This is a genomic window from Rhodococcus sp. NPDC006774 (assembly GCF_040636045.1).
GTDB lineage: Bacteria > Actinomycetota > Actinomycetes > Mycobacteriales > Mycobacteriaceae > Rhodococcoides.
Genome location: NZ_JBEYIW010000006.1, coordinates 128,715 through 145,326, shown reverse-complemented (window position 1 = coordinate 145,326; position 16,612 = coordinate 128,715). Strand labels below are relative to the sequence as shown.

Sequence of the window (16,612 nt, the reverse complement as noted above, 5' to 3'; positions counted from 1 at the left end):
GCGATGCCTCAGGGTGTACCGGCTCCCGGAACCGTTCCGCAGGACGGCCTCACGACGCGTCAGCGCCGCAATCTGCCCGTCCTCGCCGTGCACACCGGCCCGGGCAAGGGGAAATCGACCGCCGCATTCGGCATGGCGTTGCGGGCCTGGAATCAGGGTTTCGACGTCGGAGTGTTCCAGTTCGTCAAGAGTGCCAAGTGGAAAGTCGGCGAGGAAGCGGCATTTCGCACCCTCGGCGAACTGCACGAGAGCACCGGGGTCGGCGGAGCCGTCGAATGGCACAAGATGGGCGAGGGCTGGTCGTGGACTCGCAAGAAGGGCAGCGATGTCGACCATGCCGAGGCTGCGGCAGAGGGCTGGCGGGAGATCGCTCGACGAATCGAGCAGCAGTCGCACCGGTTCTACGTGCTGGACGAGTTCACCTATCCACTCAAGTGGGGGTGGGTCGACGTCGCCGAGGTGGTCGACGTCCTGACCCACCGACCCGGCAATCAGCACGTCGTCATCACCGGACGCGACGCACCCCGTGAACTGATCGAGGCGGCGGACCTGGTCACCGAGATGGCCAAGGTCAAGCATCCGATGGACGCGGGACGCAAGGGTCAGCGAGGCATCGAATGGTGAACGCGTCCTGTCCCGCAGTGGTGATCGCGGCCCCCGCGTCGGGCAGCGGAAAGACGACGGTGGCCACCGGACTGATGGGTGCGCTGCGCAATGCCGGTCGCACCGTCGCACCGTTCAAAGTGGGGCCGGACTACATCGACCCCGGATATCACTCGCTCGCGGCCGGGCTCCCGGGCCGCAACCTCGACGCCGTGATGGTCGGTGCCGACCGCATCGGGCCCCTGTTCCGACACGGCAGTCGGGGGTGCGACATCGCGGTCGTCGAGGGCGTCATGGGACTGTTCGACGGCAAGATCGACATGACCGGACCGGGGGAGGCCTCCGCCGAGGGATCGACCGCACGAGTGGCCGCGATGCTCGGTGCCCCGGTGATCCTGGTGGTCGATGCCCGCGGACACAGTCAATCGCTTGCCGCTGTGCTGCACGGCTTCTCGACGTTCGACGCCAGCGTCCGCATCGGCGGAGTGATTCTCAATCGCGTCGGCAGTCAGCGGCACGAGGACGTGTTGCGCCAAGCGTGCGAACGGGTGGGTGTTCCGGTACTCGGCGCGTTGCCGCGCATGAGCGAACTGGTCGTCCCGTCACGGCATCTGGGGCTGATCACCGCAGTCGAACACGGTGGTGCCGCAACCGATGCCGTCGACGCGATGAGCGCCCTCGTCTCCCGGTTCGTCGACATCGAGGCAGTGAGCGCCCTGGCGCGATCGTCGGTGACAGCACCGCAGTGGTCCCCGGAGAACGAGGTACGCAGCTCCGATGGATCGCCCGTCGTCGCGGTTGCCGGTGGCCCCGCATTCACCTTCGGATACACCGAACACGTCGAACTGCTCCGCGCAGCCGGGGCCGACGTGGCCGTGTTCGATCCGCTGCGTGACGGATTGCCGCCCGGCACAGCAGGAGTCGTTCTTCCCGGTGGATTCCCGGAGGAGCATGCGGCCGCACTGTCGGCGAACGAATTACTGCTCGCGGACGTTCGAGCAGCGGCGGCCCAGGGATTGCCGATCCACGCCGAATGCGCCGGATTGCTGTATCTGGCACGGCGATTGGACGGTCATGCCATGGCCGGGGTCGTCGACGTGGACGCGGAATTCGGGAACACCCTCACTCTCGGATATCGCGACGCGGTTGCCCTCGAATCGTCGACACTGTTCGACGCGGGCACCCGTGTCACCGGCCACGAGTTCCATCGCACGAAGCTCGTCGCAGTGCGCGAGGCGGCGTCGGCTGCCTGGGGCTGGCACAAGCAGAGCCCCGACGGCAGAACCGCGGCGCGCGAGGGCTTCGTACAGGGCGGCGTCCACGCGTCGTACCTGCACACCCATGCCGCGGGCAATCCCGAGTCGATCACCCGATTCGTCTCCGCTGCCATCGACTACGCGCGCGTGTAGAGCCGGCCCAGAATGCGGGTGGTCGTCGGAATAGGTGCCCGAGCCGGCGTCGATGCCGCCGACGTCGTGGCCGCGATCTCCACAGTGCTGCAACCGGACTGGCATGTCGAGGCCATCGCCTCGATCGACCGAAAAGCAGAACTGGTGGCCGCGGTGGCGTCGAGCATGGGGGTTCGGGGCGTGACCTACTCGGCGAGTGAACTGTCGACCGTCGTCACGCCCACCGTGTCGGTCCGGGTGCTCCGTGCCGTCGGAAGTGCCAGCGTCGCCGAAGCAGCGGCGCTGCTGGCCGGCCGTTCGACGGAGTTGGCGGTACCCAGGTTCGGTCTGGACGGTGTCACCGTTGCCGTTGTCGCGCTCTGCCTTGACGGTGGACCGGGGGTTCAGGCCATCCTGTAGGTATGACCGAGACGATGAAAGCCGTTGCCTACACCCGCTCGCTTCCGATCGACGATCCCGCCAGCCTCACCGATGTGGTCATCGACGTGCCCACCGCGGGGCCGCGAGACCTGCTGGTCGACGTGAGAGCGGTGTCGGTGAACCCGGTGGACGTCAAGGTCCGTGCCGGCAGCGATCCGCAGGGCGTCCCGAAGGTCCTCGGGTTCGACGCCGCTGGTGTGGTGCGCGCCGTCGGTGCCGACGTCACCATGTTCGCACCGGGGGACGAGGTCTACTACGCGGGAGACATCGGCAGACCCGGGACCGACTCGCAGTTCCATGCGGTGGACGAACGCATCGTGGCGAAGAAGCCGGCGACCCTCGATTTCGCACAGGCCGCGGCGTTGCCGCTCACCGTGATCACCGCCTGGGAAGGACTGTTCGACAAGCTCCGCATCACTGCCGAGACCACCGGAACATTACTGATGGTGGGAGCCACCGGAGGTGTGGGATCTGTTGTGCTGCAGCTGCTTCGGACCCTCGTTCCCGGCGTACGCGTGATCGCGACGGCAGCGGACGAGGACGCCGTGGAGTGGGTCCGTTCTCTCGGTGCAGCCGACGTCGTGAATCACCGCCGCGATCTTCGCGACGAAGTACGTCGAGTGGCACCGGACGGCATCGACTACGTGTTCACCGCCCATTCCTCCGGGCAGGTCGAGATCTACGCCGACCTGTTGACGCCGTTCGGACAGATAGTCGCGATCGACGATCCCGAGACGCTCGACGTTCTCCCGCTGAAGACGAAGGCGATCTCGTGGCACTGGGAGTTCATGTTCGCGCGTCCGATGCACGAAACACCGGATCTGATTCGCCAGCACGAGCTGCTGACCAGGGTGGCCGAGCTCGTCGATGCGGGTTCGCTGCGCACCACTGCCACGACGGTTCTGTCTCCGATCGACGCCGAGCAGCTACGCGAAGCGCATCGGTTGGTCGAGGCCGGGCACGTACGGGGCAAGGTCGTGGTCGCTGCCCGCTCGTGAGAACCGATCCGCGCCACTGACTGGCGAAAGCGGGCCGACGCGGGCAATGTGGAACCAATGACTTCCGACAGCACCGTCCTACTCGGCCCGATCGTTCGGTACGTCGGTACCGAGACGGCGACCCTGTGGTTCGAGATGGCCGAATCGGCGACGATTTCGGTCGTCACCGACGCCGGCGTCCGGGGTTCCGAGCGGACGTGGGGAGTGCACGGCCACCACTACGCGCTGGTGCCGCTCGAGGGACTACCGGCCAACGCCACGGTGACCTACGAGGTGTTCGTCGAGGACCGTCGCGTGTGGCCGCCGGAGGGTCGGACGGCCGCCATCCACACCGTCGACGCCGAGGGACCTGTCACCCTCGCCTTCGGATCGTGTCGACGGGGCGACAACTACAGCGACGAATCCTTGAAGCAGATCGGGGCCGACGCCTTGGCCGGGCTGGGGAACGCGCTGATCGAGCAGGATCCGAGTCGGTGGCCGCAGGCGTTGCTGCTCCTCGGTGACCAGGTCTACGCCGACGACCCATCGCCGGAGATCGTCGAACGGCTCCAGGCGCGCCGACGCTCGGGCGAGGGTCCCTCCAGTGCGATCGGGACCGACGCCGAGAACGAGATCTGCGATTTCGAGGAGTACTCCTGGTTGTACCGGGAATCGTGGGGACTCGAGCCGGTACGGACTCTGATGGCGAGTATCCCGTCGTGCATGATCCTCGACGACCACGATCTGCGCGACGACTGGAACTCGTCCGCCTCGTGGCGTCGCGACATCGTGACTCGGCCGTGGTGGAACGATCGCGTGGTCGGCGCATATTCGTCGTACTGGGTGTACCAGCACCTGGGCAACCTCTCGCCCAAGGAGTTGGCGCAGGACGAGATGTACGCCGCGGTTCGGTCGGCCGACACCGACGCCGAACGGGAGAAGTTGTTGTCCGACTTCGCGATACGGGTCGACCGCAAGCCCGAAACCGGACGCTGGAGCTTCTATCGCGACTTCGGCGACACGCGGCTGATCATGATCGATTCCCGCTGCTCTCGAAACCTGGATCCGGACAACAGAGAAATGGTCGACGAGAAGGAGTGGGCGTGGGTACGCGACCGCGCACTCGAAGCCAGCCCCCGGCACCTGCTGTTCGGGTCGTCGTTGCCCTACCTCATGCTGCCCGCCCTGCATTACCTCGAACAGTGGAACGAGGCTGTGGCGCAGGGCAGTTGGGGGTCGATGCCGGCCAAGGTGGCCGAGAAGATGCGAATCGGCCTGGACCTGGAACACTGGGCTGCCTTCACCAACTCGTTCAACGACATGGCGGCGTTGACGCGTGAGCTCTCCCGCGGCGAGAACACACCCGCCTCGATCATGTGGCTCTCGGGCGACGTCCACTGCTCCTACGTGGCGAACGCGGACTTCGGGGTCGGCGGGCGCGCGGTACCGGCCACGTATCAGCTCACCATGTCGCCGTTCCGCAATCCGCTCGATCTGCCGATTCGTGCGGTCAACAAGTTGGCCATCAAGCGTCCCGCCGCCCGAATTCTGTCCAAGCTCGCGCGCGCGGCCCACGTGGGCCCGTCCGGTGTCGAATGGGAGGCCGAGGCCGGTCCGTGGTTCGCCAACGGCGTCATGCTGCTGACCCTGCACGGCGACTCCGCGCGGTTGCGGGTGCACCACGCCCACGTCGACGATGCGGGCAAGCAGGTGCTCACCGAGACGTCGACCCTGGCCCTCGCCTAGTGGTCGAGTAAACGATTGGCCATCGCCGGGCCGATGAGGTTGGCTGGTTCGTTGTGGCCCACCTCGAACTGAACGACATCGTCTACTTCCTGCCCGACGGACGGCAGCTGCTCAACGGTGTCGGGTTTCGGGTCGGCGACGGTGCCAAGACCGCCCTGATCGGGCCCAACGGAACCGGCAAGACGACGCTGACGCGGATCATCGCGGGTGACGAGACCCCGGACGAGGGGGCGGTGTCGAGCTCCGGTTCGCTCGGGGTGATGCGGCAGTTCGTCGGCCAGCTGCGCGACGACTCGACCGTGCGTGATCTGTTGCTGTCGGTCGCGTCCCCGGCCGTGCGAACGGCCGCGGCGGCATTGGACGCAGCCGAGAACACGATGATCGAGGTCGACGACGAGAAGACCCAGATGAAATACGCACAGGCCCTGTCGGATTGGGGCGATGTCGGCGGTTACGACCTCGAGCCGTTCTGGGACAAGGTCACCACGGCAGCACTCGGAATGCCGTTCGACCGCGCGAAGTGGCGCGCTGCGTCGACCCTCAGTGGCGGTGAGCAGAAACGCCTCGTACTCGAAGCGTTGTTCGCCGGCACCGACAATCTGTTGCTTCTCGACGAGCCGGACAACTACCTCGATGTGCCGGGCAAGCGCTGGCTCGAAGCGACCATTCGCGATTCCGACAAGTCCGTCCTGTTCATCAGCCACGACCGGGAGCTCATCGCCAACGCCGCGAATCGGATCGTGACGCTGGAACCGGGCGTCAGCGGTGCCACCTCGTGGGTGCACGGCGGCGGGTTCGCGACGTATCACGCTGCGCGTGAGGACCGGAATGCTCGGCTCGACGAACTGCGACGCCGGTGGGACGAGGAACTGGTCAAACTCCGGGCACTGGTGCTGCGCCTGCGGGAGAAGGCCAAGTTCAACGACGGGGTCGCTGCTCGCTACCACGCGTCCCAGACTCGGTTGGCCAAGTTCGAGGAGGCCGGACCGCCGGAAGCGGTGCCGTTGAAGCAGCACGTCACCGTTCGTCTGCGTGGCGGCCGAACAGCCAAGCGCGCATTGGTGTGTACGGCTCTGGAACTGACCGGACTGATGAAGCCCTTCGACACCGAGATCTGGTACGGAGACCGCGTTGCGGTGCTGGGTTCCAACGGTTCCGGCAAATCGCACTTCCTGCGGTTGCTCGCCAACGGTGGTACGGATCCGGAGAAGGAACACGAGCCGGTTCAGGAACTGGCCCTCGATCCGGTTCCACACACCGGCACCGCGGTGCTCGGCGCTCGTGTTCGGCCCGGCCTGTTCGCGCAGACCCACACTCGGCCGGATCTCGCGGGCAACACGCTCCTCGACATCTTGCACATGGGCAACGAACACCGCGACGGCATGGGCCGAGAGGCTGCCGGCCGGGCACTGGACCGCTACGGTCTGGCCCGCGCCGCCGAACAGTCGTACGACAATCTCTCCGGAGGCCAGCAAGCGCGCGTCCAGATTCTGCTGCTCGAACTCTCCGGTGCCACCCTGTTGCTGCTCGACGAGCCGACCGACAACCTCGACCTGATGTCCGCAGACGCACTCGAAGACGCGATCGCAGCGTTCGACGGCACCGTCATCGCCGTGACCCACGACCGGTGGTTCGCTCGCAGCTTCGACCGATTCCTCGTGTTCGGCAGCACCGGTCAGGCCTACGAATCCGATGAGCCCGTATGGGACGAAAAGCGGGTGCAGCGCGCGCGGTAGCGTTTCCTCTCGTGAACGCGACTGACTCTCCCTATCTGGTCGGCCTCAATCTGGAAGGTCGACGCGTCGTCGTGGTCGGTGGCGGCACCGTCGCGCAGCGTCGATTGCCGTTGCTGATCTCCTGCGGTGCAGAGGTACACGTCATCACCCGGGAGGCAACGCCCGCTGTGGAGGCGATGGCGACGGCCGGTCAGGTGAGCATGGAGTTGCGCGACTATCGCGAGGGCGACCTCGCCGACGCCTGGTACGCCGTCGCGTGCACCGACGAGGCCGAGACCAACATCGCCATCGTCGCCGAGGCCACCGCGTCCAAGATCTTCTGCGTGCGAGCCGACATCGCCAAGGACGGCACCGCGGTCACCCCGGCGTCGGCCGAATGGGACGGGCTGACCCTCGGTGTCCTCGCGGGCGGCGAACACCGTCGATCGGCCGCGGTACGCAATGCTGTCGTCGAAGCCCTGCAGTCCGGTGTGGTCGCCGACTCGGCCCATGCGCCGTTGACGGGCGTCGCGCTGGTCGGTGGTGGACCCGGCGATCCGGACCTCATCACGGTCCGCGGACGCAGGCTGCTCGCCTACGCCGACGTCGTGGTGGCCGATCGGCTCGCACCGCCCGAACTGTTGGCCGAACTGGGTCCGCACGTGGAGGTCATCGATGCCTCGAAGATTCCGTACGGCCGCGCGATGGCGCAGGAGGCGATCAATCAGGCATTGATCGACGGCGCGAAAGCAGGCAAATTCGTCGTCCGGCTCAAGGGCGGCGATCCCTACGTGTTCGGTCGGGGATACGAGGAGCTCGAAGCGCTGGCTGCCGAGGGAATCCCGGTGACCGTGGTGCCCGGTATCACCAGCGCTATCTCGGTGCCCTCGTCCGCAGGCATCCCGGTGACGCATCGCGCCGTCACCCACGAGTTCGTCGTCGTCAGCGGCCACGTGGCTCCCGACCATCCCGATTCGCTCGTCGACTGGAACGCGCTCGCCAAGCTCAAGGGCACCATCGTGTTGCTGATGGCCGTCGAACGCATCGGCCTTTTCGCCGACGTTCTCATCGCCGGTGGCCGGCCGTCCGACACCCCGGTGATCGTCGTTCAGGAAGGCACCATGCGCACCCAGCGTGAAGTTCGTGCGACTCTGAGCACCGTCGCCGATGCGGTTCGCGATGCGGAGATCAGGCCTCCGGCGATCGTGGTCATCGGAACCGTTGCCGGTTTCTCTGTACACGCCGGTAACGTGAACGCCCGTGCCTGAATCATCGATGTCCGATACCTCCAGTACCGAGGTCAAGTACCCGGTGACGACCCGAGCGTTCGGGTTGGCGATCATCGTCCTGAGCGGCCTGCAGTTGATGGTGGTGCTCGACGGCACGGTCGCCAACCTCGCTCTGGCACCGTTGCAGGCCGATCTTGGTCTGTCCGATGCCGGACGCAACTGGGTGCTCACGTCGTATGCTCTCGCTTTCGGTGGGCTGATGCTCCTCGGCGGCAGACTCGGTGACGCTTTCGGCCGAAAGAAGATGTTCCTGGCCGGCGTTGTGCTGTTCACCGTCGCATCCCTGCTGTGTGGGCTCGCGGTCAACGAGGCGACGCTGGTAGCGGCGCGCGCGCTCCAGGGTGTAGGTGCCGCGGTGGCGTCGCCGACGGCGTTCGCGCTGGTGGCGACCACCTTCGCGCCGGGCCCGGTACGAAACCAGGCCATCGCGATCTACGCGGCCATGACCGGTGTCGGTTCCATCGCCGGGCTCATCATCGGCGGTGCGTTGACCGAGGTGTCGTGGCGGTGGATCTTCCTGATCAACGTGCCGATCGGTGTCGTCATCGTGGTGCTCGCGGTCGTGTCGCTGCAGGAGACGGTGGGGGCGAAGCTACCGCTCGATGTGCCGGGAGCGATTCTGGCGACGCTCGGCTGCACCGGCGTGGTGCTGGCATTGAGCGAGGGCACCGAACTGGGCTGGACCAATCCGATCGTCATCGTCTCGCTGATCGCCGGCCTGCTCTTCCTCGGGCTGTTCCTGATGGTGGAGCGACGCGCCGACAACCCGCTGCTCCCGTTCTCGCTGTTCGGCAGCCGAGACCGAGTGGCGACGTTCGTGGCCATCTTCTTCGCCGGTGGCGTGATGTTCTGCCTCGCCGCGTACGTGGCTCTGTTCGTTCAGGACATCCTGGGATACAGCCCGTTGCACGCGGGCCTGGCGTTCGTGCCGTTCGCCTTCGGGCTCGGTGCCGCCGCATTCCTGGCCTCGCAGCTGGTGACCCGCATCGCCCCACGGTGGCTGATTCTGAGCGGTGCCGTGATCATGGTCGGGTGGCTGATGGTGTCGGTCGCGACGATGAACGCGGATTCGTCGTACTTCCCCGGACTGTTCTTCCCCGTCATCGGCATCGGATTCGGCGTCGGCCTGACGGTCGTGCCACTCCCGCTGTGCGCCATCGCCGGAGTGAGCCCCACCGAGATCGGCCCGTTGACCGCTATCGCCCTGGTTGCTCAGACCCTCGGCGGGCCGCTCGCGCTGGCCGTCATCGGCGCGCTGGTGACCTCGCGCACCCTGTCCCTGGGCGGCATCTCGGGACCGGCGACGCTGATGAACGACACCCAGCTCGATGCGTTGAGCTCGGGCTACATGTTCGCGTTGTTCTGCTGCGCCGTCTGCGCCGTGGTCGCGGGAATCGCTGCGGTGTTCATTCGTTTCACCCCGCAGCAGGTCGCTCAGGCCCAGGCTGCGCAGGAAAGCGCCCAGAAGGGCTGACGAGCAGGGCTGATCACACGCCCAGTACGGCCTTCGCGATGAGGAAGTAGACGATCAACCCCGTCGCATCGCAGAAGGTGGAGATGAAGGGCGTCGAGAAGACCGCCGGGTCCACCCCGATCTTCTTCGCGATCAGCGGCATCGCGCCGCCGACCGTCGCCGCAAGCGTGCAGATCGACAGCAGCGTCGTTCCGATGACGACTCCGAGGTGCCAGTCGTAGACGAGTCCGGCGATGACGAAGCCCAAGGTGCCGAGCATCGCACCCATCGTCGCTCCGACCCGAACCTCGCGAAAGAGCACCGCGGCGATGTCCCGCGGTCGCACGTCACCCAGCGCGAGTGCCCGCGTGACAGTGGTCGCGGCCTGCGAGCCGGTGTTGCCGCCGGTTCCGGTCAGCAACGGAATGAACAGCGCGAGAGTGACGACTGCGGCGAGCGCGTGCTCGAAGATCTCGAGAACCTGCACCGTGAGGATGGCCGACAGCGCGAGCACCAGCAACCACACCACGCGAGAGCGAACGATGGACAGCACCGGCGTCGACAGATACGGCCGACGCAGCGGCTCGGAGCCACCCGCGCGAGCGGCGTCCTCGTCCTCGGCTTCTTCCAGGATTCGAGAGGACTGCTCGAGTGTGAGAATGCCGATCAGCCGTTGCTCGGAATCGACCACCACCACCGCAGGGCTACGGTGCTCGAAGCACAGCCGTGCAGCCTCCTCCGCTGACGAATCGGCCTCGACCACCGGATGATCCGAGTACAGATCGCCGACCGGAGTGCTCGGTGCCGCTGTCGCCAGATCGGCGAGCGTCACCACCCCCAACAGAGTGCGGTGATCGTCGGTGATCGGCAACAGATACACCGACTCGGCGTCCGAGCCGGTACGACGCACGGCATCGAGGGCGTCGCCGGCGGTCGCAGCGGTCCGTAGCCGAACGAACTCCGGACTCATGCGGCGGCCGACCGATCTGCGGTCGTATCCCAGCATGGGGGCGGTGAGTGCGCGTTCGTCGGGGGACAAGCCCACCAACAGTCGATGCGCGACGTTGGAGGGGAGTTCGTCGAGCAATTCGACACGGTCGTCCGGGTCGAGTTCCTCGAACAGAGCGATCACATCGTAGCTGCGAAGACTCTCGAACAACTCACCGCGAACGGTGGCGTCGAAGCGCTCGAAGACCGCCACCGCCTCGTCCTTGGGCAGAAGGCGAAACAACACCGCGCGTCGGGACGAGTCGACACGCTCGAGCACGCGCACCGCATCGGTCGTCGACAGCTCGGCCATCAGAGTGGACAGTGCGGCCATGTCACGGTCGGTCAGGAGTTCGGACGTTCGCGTCATGATGTCGTCGAGAGTTTCGGGCACAGAACCATTTTGCCTTGCGAACGGGCGGTCGACTCACATACCTCAGCGCGAGAGATCCGCACGATCCGCCGCGGCCTGGCCCGAATCCCATCCCTCGGCGTCCAGGCGTGGACCGCGCATCGGCTTCGCCGTAGGGAACAATCGATCGAATTCGGCTTCGACGGCGACGGTCTGCGCGGCGAGAATCGGTAGCAGATCACCTGATTCGTGACGCGCCTCCTCCAGGGCGTGCGCGTCGGCGTCGGTCAGACGGTCTCCGATACGGATGGCATACGCGTACAGGAATGCCTTTCCGAACGCTGCCGATCCGGCCTTCTTGCGCTTCTTCGCCTGCGGCGAATGCCCGAGGGCGCGCGTTGCCTGAACCAGCAGAGAGGTGAACAGCAACTCGGTCTGTTCCACGTCCACCGGAGCTCCGACCAGGGTGGCGACGGCGAACTCCGGATCCCAGATCGCCTTGACGCGGTTGGCGGTTCCGACCACGTGCAACAGCTGCGCCTTGGCCGGGGCATGCGGGCCGTCGACATGAACGCGTCGGCCGTGAATATCGATGTGGCCCTGGGAGAGCAACATGGTGTCGATGGAGTAGCGCGTCATCAACTCCTGCGCCTTGGCCGTGAGCGTCTCGGCCTCCTCCTCGAAGTCCGTGGCGTCGGCCTTGGCCAGTAGACCGCGAATCTTGCTCAGCATCTTGGTGTTCGGGGAGTCGGAGCCGGCGACACCCGACACCGTGGGGCGAGTGCGCGGCCACTGGGACGGCTTGGGGCCGAGCTGAGGCCACCGGGGGAATGTCTGCCATCGACCGAGCAGGGTGAGTACGTCGAGCCACTGATCACTGGCCGCGATGTAATCGGTCTTACCGGAAGACGTCAGGTACGCGGTCAGGAAATCGGGCGTGGCCTCGACCCGGGCCGCAACCTTCGGGAACTGCTCACAGACCGTGGACATCTGATCCACCCAGTCCTGTGGGGCCCGAGAGGCGGCGTCGGTGAGATCGGCCTGATGCAGCAATACCGCGGCAGCGAGATCGGCGACGGCCACCGTGTGCTGACGCCGCACGACGTGCACGAGATCCATGGGCTGCCAACCATTTTCGTACATCGTCTCGATCATGTTCGTCAGCGCCCGAGAGCCGAGTTCGGTCGCGTCGAGCGAAACCAGTCGATCTGCGACGTCGTCGGCGACGCGTTGGCTCTTGGTCTTGCCGACCGAGGCGTCGGCACCGCGGCGGAGCAGTCCCGGAATCTCGCTCATTCGGTGAGCACGATCAATTCGGTGCTCGACGCCACTTCGACGCGCAGTCCGGACTTGGACGCCACGCGCGCAACGGCTTTGACGTCCTTCGGCTCGGCGGTGGTCAGGGTCAACGCGCGCGCGAGCAGGCCCTTGTGATGCTTGTTGAAGTGGCTCACCACCGATCGGCTGCCGTCGGGCTTCTCGGTGAGCACCGTTGCGGTGATCGCGCCGGGGACGGGCCCGAGCTGCTGATAGGTGCCCGATCGGAGGTCGACGACGATCCCCTCGTCCTCGGCGTCGATGGCGTCGGAGAGTTCGGGCTTCCAGTGTGATCGCAGCGTCCCGAAGTTCGGCACGGTCGATCCACCGGAGAGTCGGTAGGACGGAATCGGATCGGAGGCACGGACGGCCCCGAACAGGGCCGAGCCGATCCACAGCCTCGCGTCCGCTCGGGCACGACCGGCCCGGGTGAACGACGCCGCGTCGAGGGCGTCGTAGAGCACGCCGGTGTAGCGCTGCAGCGCAGGTGTGGTGGGTGAGGTCCACAACCGAGCGTTGCGTTCGATCTCGTCGACCTGGGTGGGGCCGAGGCCGAGCGCCGCGATAGACGCGTCGACGTCGCCGGAGAGTTCCACCAGCGCATCGGCGAGCTTTCGGCGGAGCGGTGTCAACGTGGGCAACGACAGTCGGTCCAGATCGAGAGGTGCTCCGGAACCGCCGTCGGACTTCGTCTCGGAGGGAGGCAGCAGAATCAGCACGGGCTCGAGGCTACTCACTGTACGGCCGCCTGCTCACAGGCACTGCGGGAGCGACTAGTCTGACAACCCGTGATCACCCGTCTTTCGCAGTTGTTCCTTCGTACCCTTCGCGACGACCCGGCCGACGCCGAGGTCGACAGCCACAAGCTGTTGGTCCGCGCCGGCTACGTTCGTCGTATCGCTCCGGGCGTCTACTCCTGGTTGCCGCTGGGTCTGCGGGTGCTGCGGCAGGTCGAGCGTGTCGTGCGCGAGGAGATGAACGCCATCGGTGCGCAGGAGATATCTCTGCCCGCGCTGCTGCCGCGCGAGCCGTACGAGACCACCAATCGGTGGACCGAATACGGCGACGCGCTGTTCCGGTTGCAGGATCGCAAGGGCAACGACATGCTGCTCGGTCCCACCCACGAGGAACTGTTCGCGCTGACGGTCAAGGCCGAATACAACTCGTACAAGGACTTGCCGGTCACGCTGTACCAGATCCAGACCAAGTACCGCGACGAGGAGCGTCCCCGGGCCGGCATTCTGCGCGGCCGCGAGTTCGTGATGAAGGACTCGTATTCCTTCGACATGGACGAGGACGGACTGAAGAAGTCCTACGCCGCCCACCGCGAGGCGTACCAGCGCATCTTCGCCCGCCTCGGTGTCAGCTACGTCATCGTCGCCGCGACGTCCGGTGCCATGGGAGGCAGCGCCTCCGAGGAATTCCTGGCCGAGAGCGACATCGGTGAGGACACCTACGTGCGCTGCATCGAATCGGGATACGCCGCCAACGTCGAGGCCGTCACCACTCCGGCGCCTGCACCGCTGCCCATCGAGGGACAGCCCGCTGCCGTCGATCACGAGACCGGCGACACCCCCACCATCGCGACTCTGGTGGAGTGGGCCAACTCTGCGGATCTCGGACGCACCGTCACCGGCGCGGACACGCTGAAGAACATTCTGCTCAAGGTGCGTAACGCAGAAGGGGAGTGGGAACTGCTCGCCGTCGGCCTGCCCGGTGACCGCGAGGTCGACGAGAAGCGCCTCGAGGCGTCCCTCGAGCCTGCCGAGTTCGCTCTGCTGACCGACGCGGACTTCGCTGCCAATCCCTTCCTCGTCAAGGGATACATCGGGCCTCGCGCATTGCAGGCCAACGGGGTTCGCTATCTCGTCGATCCGCGGGTGGTCGACGGTACGTCGTGGATCACCGGCGCCGATGTCAAGGGCAAGCATGTGGTGAACCTCGTCGCCGGTCGCGATTTCGTTCCCGACGGCACCATCGAAGCAGCCGAGGTGCGTGACGGCGACATGTCTCCCGACGGTCGCGGGCCGCTGGTCAGTGCGCGCGGAATCGAGATCGGGCACATCTTCCAGCTCGGTTACAAGTACACCGATGCGTTCTCGGTCGACGTCCTCGGTGAGACCGGCAAGCCGGTTCGCCTGACTCAGGGTTCCTACGGTGTCGGCGTCTCGCGTCTGGTCGCCGTGATCGCCGAGCAGATGCACGACGACAAGGGCCTGCGGTGGCCGTCGGAGGTTGCACCTGCCGACGTTCACCTGGTGATCGCGAACAAGGACGACGCTGCTCGCGCGGGTGCGGAATCGATTGCGACGCAACTCGATACACAGGGCATTGAGGTCCTGTTCGACGATCGCAAGGCCTCGCCTGGAGTGAAGTTCAAGGACTCGGAACTGATCGGTGTTCCGCTGGTGGTCGTCATCGGCCGCGGCTGGGCCGACGGCAAGGTCGAGATCCGCGATCGTTTCACCGGTGAGAGTCGCGAACTCGACATCGACTCGGCGGTCGAGGAGATCGTGAAGGCTGTGCGGCACACACCGTAGGGAAGTCTCGCGATCTCTCTGCACTGTCGTTTACCCGCTGGTAGCTTCGGGTCAACGACTATGAGAGGTCACCACGTGTCTCACTATGCGCTGTTCGATCCAACAACGTTCGATCCGGCCGAGCTCGACGACGACTCTCGTCGACAGCTGCGCGCCCTGATCGAGTGGTTCGAGAATCGAGGCAAGGCCAGGCTGCTCGCGGACGATCTCGATGCAGTCTGGCCCGCGGAGTTCATCGAGTTCGTCGCCGAGCAGAAGCTGTTCGCAACCTTCTCCACGCCCGCTGCCTATGCGGACGGATCGCCGAACACGCGCTGGGACGCTGCTCGTAATGCTGCGCTGAGCGAGGTTCTCGGGTTCTACGGCTTGGCCTACTGGTACACCTGGCAGGTCACCGTGCTGGGTCTCGGCCCCATCTGGATGAGTGCCAACGACGACGCCAAGCGCCGCGCAGCACGCGAGCTGGATCGCGGCGGTGTGATGGCGTTCGGACTGTCCGAGCGCGCACACGGAGCCGACGTCTACTCCACCGACATGCTGCTGACGCCCGCTCCCGAGGACTCCGAGCTCGAGTTCACCGCGTCGGGGGAGAAGTACTACATCGGGAACGGCAACGTTGCCGACATGGTCTCGGTGTTCGGGCGACGCACCGACGTCGACGGACCCGATGCGTACGTGTTCTTCGTGGCCGACAGTGCACACCCCGCGTATCAGCTGCGTGAGAGCGTCGTCCACGGGCAGATGTACGTCAGCACGTTCGCGCTCGAGAACTACCCCGTCCGGCAACAGGACATCCTGCACACCGGTGCCGACGCATTCTCGGCTGCGCTCAACACGGTCAACGTCGGGAAGTTCAACCTGTGCACCGGATCCATCGGCATCTGTGAGCACGCGTTCTACGAGGCGATCACACACGCGAACAACAGGATCCTGTACGGCAATCGCGTCACCGACTTCCCGCACGTCCGCAGTGCGTTCGTCGACGCATACTCCCGGCTGATCGCCATGAAGCTGTTCAGCGCGCGGGCGCTGGACTATTTCCGTGCCGCGGGACCCGAAGACCGGCGCTACCTCCTGTTCAACCCGATGACCAAGGCGAAGGTGACCTCCGAGGGCGAAACGGTCGTCCGTCTGTTGCACGACGTCATCGCGGCCAAAGGGTACGAGAAGAACACCTACTTCCGTGAAGCCGCCCAGCTGATCGGAACACTGCCCAAGCTGGAGGGCACGGTGCACGTCAACGTGGCGCTGATGCTCAAATTCATGCCTGCGTACATGTTCTCGCCCACCGACCACCCGGACGTCGGTACCCGAACCGAGCCGGTCGACGACAGCTTCTTCTTCGCGCAGGGGCCGGCCCGTGGCGCGAGCTCGGTCCGGTTCCACGACTGGAACCCGCTGTACAGCAAGCATTCCGGAATTCCCAACGTGGGACGGTTCTACGAGCAGGCACAGGCGTTCAAGTCGTTTCTTCATGACTGTGCGCCCGACGAAGCGCAGCAGAAGGATCTCGATTTCCTTCTCGTGGTGGGGCACCTGTTCTCGCTCGTCGTCTACGGCCATCTCGTGCTCGAGCAAGCCGACGAGATCTCGGCCGAGATGATGGACCAGATCTTCGACTTCCAGATACGAGACTTCTCCGGCTATGCCGTTGCGCTGTACGGAAAGCCGTCGTCGTCTGCGGCGCAACAGCAGTGGGCCCTGGACGCGATCCGCAAGCCGGTGGTCGATGCGGGTCGATTCGATGCGGTGTGGAACGAGGTCGCCTCCTACGACGGCCGGTACGAGATGCGTCCCTAGCGCC

Annotated in this window: 13 protein-coding genes; 10 read left to right on the top strand and 3 right to left on the bottom strand. The window is 65.8% G+C overall.

What is annotated here, in order from left to right:
* The first annotated feature begins 3 nt into the window (after window positions 1-3).
* Genes cobO through ABZ677_RS11550 form a run of 8 tightly spaced genes read left to right on the top strand, consistent with a single transcriptional unit; the run spans window position 4 to window position 9,633 of the window.
* Entirely contained in the window at window positions 4-624 is a 621-nt protein-coding gene (gene cobO, locus ABZ677_RS11585) for a cob(I)yrinic acid a,c-diamide adenosyltransferase (protein WP_037189604.1), read from the top strand.
* Window positions 618-2,012: a cobyrinate a,c-diamide synthase gene (locus ABZ677_RS11580; RefSeq protein WP_358369391.1), complete on the top strand. Its 1,395-nt coding sequence runs from the start codon at window positions 618-620 to the stop codon at window positions 2,010-2,012. Before cobO ends, ABZ677_RS11580 begins: the two co-directional genes overlap by 7 nt.
* Before the next feature lie 12 nt (window positions 2,013-2,024).
* A complete protein-coding gene (locus tag ABZ677_RS11575) occupies window positions 2,025-2,411 on the top strand; it encodes a cobalamin biosynthesis protein (protein ID WP_358369388.1) in 387 nt (128 codons plus the stop codon).
* A 2-nt stretch (window positions 2,412-2,413) separates the two neighbouring features.
* Window positions 2,414-3,430 (top strand): zinc-binding alcohol dehydrogenase family protein, encoded by a 1,017-nt coding sequence (locus ABZ677_RS11570; protein ID WP_358369386.1) that lies wholly within the window; start codon window positions 2,414-2,416, stop codon window positions 3,428-3,430.
* Between the two features lie 57 nt (window positions 3,431-3,487).
* Window positions 3,488-5,155 carry an alkaline phosphatase D family protein gene (locus ABZ677_RS11565; protein ID WP_037189599.1) on the top strand — a complete coding sequence of 556 codons (1,668 nt, stop codon included), beginning with the start codon at window positions 3,488-3,490 and terminating at the stop codon, window positions 5,153-5,155.
* A 53-nt stretch (window positions 5,156-5,208) separates the two neighbouring features.
* On the top strand, window positions 5,209-6,891 hold the full coding sequence (locus ABZ677_RS11560; protein WP_094742071.1) for an ATP-binding cassette domain-containing protein: 1,683 nt from the start codon (window positions 5,209-5,211) through the stop codon (window positions 6,889-6,891).
* Window positions 6,858-8,138: a uroporphyrinogen-III C-methyltransferase gene (gene cobA / locus ABZ677_RS11555; RefSeq protein WP_358369381.1), complete on the top strand. Its 1,281-nt coding sequence runs from the start codon at window positions 6,858-6,860 to the stop codon at window positions 8,136-8,138. The genes ABZ677_RS11560 and cobA overlap by 34 nt, the downstream gene beginning before the upstream one ends.
* A gap of 7 nt (window positions 8,139-8,145) precedes the next feature.
* Window positions 8,146-9,633: an MFS transporter gene (locus ABZ677_RS11550; protein WP_037189596.1), complete on the top strand. Its 1,488-nt coding sequence runs from the start codon at window positions 8,146-8,148 to the stop codon at window positions 9,631-9,633.
* 13 nt (window positions 9,634-9,646) lie between these two features.
* On the opposite strand, the gene mgtE is transcribed toward ABZ677_RS11550, so the two are convergent.
* The 3 genes from mgtE to yaaA are packed head-to-tail and all read right to left on the bottom strand — an operon-like array spanning window position 9,647 to window position 12,987.
* The gene (gene mgtE / locus ABZ677_RS11545) at window positions 9,647-10,993 is read right to left on the bottom strand and encodes a magnesium transporter (RefSeq protein ID WP_094649900.1); all 1,347 of its coding nucleotides are present in this window, start codon (window positions 10,991-10,993) and stop codon (window positions 9,647-9,649) included.
* Between the two features lie 42 nt (window positions 10,994-11,035).
* Entirely contained in the window at window positions 11,036-12,247 is a 1,212-nt protein-coding gene (locus tag ABZ677_RS11540; RefSeq protein ID WP_358369378.1) for a DUF2786 domain-containing protein, read from the bottom strand.
* Window positions 12,244-12,987, bottom strand: a complete 744-nt coding sequence (gene yaaA, locus ABZ677_RS11535) for a peroxide stress protein YaaA (protein WP_358369678.1) — start codon at window positions 12,985-12,987, stop codon at window positions 12,244-12,246. Before yaaA ends, ABZ677_RS11540 begins: the two co-directional genes overlap by 4 nt.
* A 69-nt stretch (window positions 12,988-13,056) precedes the next feature.
* On the opposite strand from yaaA, the gene ABZ677_RS11530 reads away from it, so the two are divergent.
* Both ABZ677_RS11530 and ABZ677_RS11525 read left to right on the top strand, forming a co-directional pair.
* The gene (locus tag ABZ677_RS11530; protein ID WP_037189593.1) at window positions 13,057-14,808 is read left to right on the top strand and encodes a proline--tRNA ligase; all 1,752 of its coding nucleotides are present in this window, start codon (window positions 13,057-13,059) and stop codon (window positions 14,806-14,808) included.
* Window positions 14,809-14,883: 75 nt separating this feature from the next.
* Window positions 14,884-16,608, top strand: a complete 1,725-nt coding sequence (locus ABZ677_RS11525) for an acyl-CoA dehydrogenase family protein (protein ID WP_358369375.1) — start codon at window positions 14,884-14,886, stop codon at window positions 16,606-16,608.
* Window positions 16,609-16,612: the final 4 nt, after the last annotated feature.

Excerpts from the sequence above, each read along its gene's own strand:
- cobO (WP_037189604.1), top strand. The coding sequence starts at position 4 with ATGCCTCAGGGTGTACCGGCTCCCGGAACCGTTCCGCAGGACGGCCTC.
- ABZ677_RS11580 (WP_358369391.1), top strand. The coding sequence starts at position 618 with ATGGTGAACGCGTCCTGTCCCGCAGTGGTGATCGCGGCCCCCGCGTCG.
- ABZ677_RS11575 (WP_358369388.1), top strand. The coding sequence starts at position 2,025 with ATGCGGGTGGTCGTCGGAATAGGTGCCCGAGCCGGCGTCGATGCCGCC.
- ABZ677_RS11570 (WP_358369386.1), top strand. The coding sequence starts at position 2,414 with ATGACCGAGACGATGAAAGCCGTTGCCTACACCCGCTCGCTTCCGATC.
- ABZ677_RS11565 (WP_037189599.1), top strand. The coding sequence starts at position 3,488 with ATGACTTCCGACAGCACCGTCCTACTCGGCCCGATCGTTCGGTACGTC.
- cobA (WP_358369381.1), top strand. The coding sequence starts at position 6,858 with ATGGGACGAAAAGCGGGTGCAGCGCGCGCGGTAGCGTTTCCTCTCGTG.
- ABZ677_RS11550 (WP_037189596.1), top strand. The coding sequence starts at position 8,146 with ATGTCCGATACCTCCAGTACCGAGGTCAAGTACCCGGTGACGACCCGA.
- ABZ677_RS11540 (WP_358369378.1), bottom strand. The coding sequence starts at position 12,247 with ATGAGCGAGATTCCGGGACTGCTCCGCCGCGGTGCCGACGCCTCGGTC.